Consider the following 2007-nt stretch of genomic DNA (forward strand, 5'->3'; position numbering starts at 1 on the left):
GCATTGGCCGAAGCCCCCGCCGATGCACCCATGGCAGCGCCAGATGCGACGGTGGACACCGCTTGCACGCCTGAACCGATCGCTGCGGAAAGGGCGGAGCCAAGCACGCCGACGACGAGCAAAGTGGCCAGCGCCCAGGCAAGAAAGCCGTGTGCGGTGTCCCGGAAATAGACCTCATCGGTGTGGATGCCGACCCATTTGGTGCGCAGCCGCCCGGCAAGATAGCCTCCGACACCAGAGGACAGCCATTGCACGATGACAAGCCAGACGGCGGTGGACGCCGCGAAAGTGGTGACAGATGCGCCGGATCCCGACCATGGCGACACCATGGTCAATCCCAGCCCCGAACCGAGCAGCATGAGGATGAAGGTCAACGTCGAAGCCGCGAAGGCACCGGCGATGATCGGTCCCCAACTGACGGCGGTGGAGGAGGATTCTGTTGAAGTGGAAACGTCGACAGCCGATAGGGTGGACTGCATGGAAGCCCCCTACCGTACGAACAGCATGATCAGAATGATGACCGGGATCGGAATACCGAGCAACCAGAGCAAAATGCCGCGTCCCATGAAGGCCTCCTGTAAGAAATTGTGATCGATGTTGTCACAATGTCCCGCAGGGACTTCCGTTCCGGGGCGTTGTAAAATGATTCTGTTGCCGCCGGTGGAACAATTGGCGCGCCGCAGCGCGCCAATTCAGAATTTAACGTCCGGATCAGATATCCAGATTGGCGACCGACAGCGCGTTGTCCTGGATGAACTCGCGCCTGGGTTCGACCTCGTCGCCCATCAGCCTCGAAAATAGTGAATCCGCGTCGGTCGCGTCATTGACCTTGACCTGCAGCAGCGAGCGCACATTCGGGTCAAGCGTGGTTTCCCACAGCTGTTCGGCGTTCATCTCGCCGAGACCCTTGTAGCGCTGCATTGTCAGGCCCTTGCGGCCGGTCGCAAAGACCGCATTGAGCATCGCCAAGGGCCCCGAAATCGTTTCGGAGACATCCTTGCGGCGCAGCACCGGCGGCGACCCGTAGACCTCGCTGAGGCGCTGTGCGTAGCGGTCGAGCTGGCGTGCGTCGGCCGAATTGATCAGCGCCAGGTCGAGATGCGCGTATTCCTTGACGCTGCGCACCGTGCGCTCGAACACATAGCCGCCGACACCCTCGTTTGAGGTCGACATGCGGCCCGTCCAGCCGCGCTCGGTGTCCTCGGCAATGATGTCGAGGCGTTTTGCAATCCGCTCCGCCATGTCGTTGGCTCGGCCGAGATCGGTGAACACGTCCGGGTTGAGCCCGCCGGCGATCGCCGCCTGCTCGACCACGCCTCTGTTGTAGCGCGTGTGCAGGCCGTTGATCAGCTGGCGCACCGCCAGTGCGTCGTCGATGGCTCCGCGCAGGTCCTGTCCGATGCGAACCTCGCCCGAGCCGAGCGTAAGCGATGCTTCCTCCAGTCCCGAGCCGATCAGGAACTCCTCGAACGCGCTCTCGTCCTTGATGTATTGCGAGCTCTTGCCGCGCGTCACCTTGTAGAGCGGCGGCTGGGCGATGTAGAGATGGCCGCGCTCGATCAGCTCCGGCATCTGCCGGAAGAAGAAGGTCAGCAGCAAGGTTCTGATATGGGCGCCGTCGACGTCGGCGTCGGTCATCAGGATGATCTTGTGGTAGCGCAGCTTGTCGGCGTTGAACTCGTCCTTGCCGATCGAGGTGCCGAGCGCCGTGATCAGCGTGCCGATCATGTCGGAGCCGAGCATGCGGTCGAAGCGCGCCCGCTCGACATTGAGGATCTTGCCGCGCAACGGCAGGATCGCCTGGTTCTGGCGCGAACGCCCACCTTTGGCCGAGCCGCCGGCGGAGTCACCCTCGACGATGAAGATTTCGGACTTCGCCGGGTCGCGTTCCTGGCAGTCGGCCAGTTTGCCGGGCAGGGAAGTGACGCCGAGCGAGCTCTTGCGGGTGATATCGCGCGCCTTGCGCGCCGCTTCACGCGCCGCCGCGGCCTGGATCACCTTGTCGAC

1 protein-coding gene and 1 pseudogene are annotated in these 2007 nt (G+C 63.1%); both read right to left on the bottom strand.

The annotated features are described in order from the left end of the window. Nucleotides 1-479, bottom strand: a pseudogene (locus tag EN906_RS32195) (hypothetical protein); the annotation flags it as partial. A 232-nt stretch (nucleotides 480-711) separates the two neighbouring features. Then, on the bottom strand, nucleotides 712-2007 hold a 1296-nt coding region (locus tag EN906_RS32200), incomplete at its 5' end, for a toprim domain-containing protein (RefSeq protein WP_245484378.1).

The sequence above is a fragment of the Mesorhizobium sp. M7A.F.Ca.CA.004.06.1.1 genome (genome assembly GCF_003999135.1).
GTDB lineage: Bacteria > Pseudomonadota > Alphaproteobacteria > Rhizobiales > Rhizobiaceae > Mesorhizobium.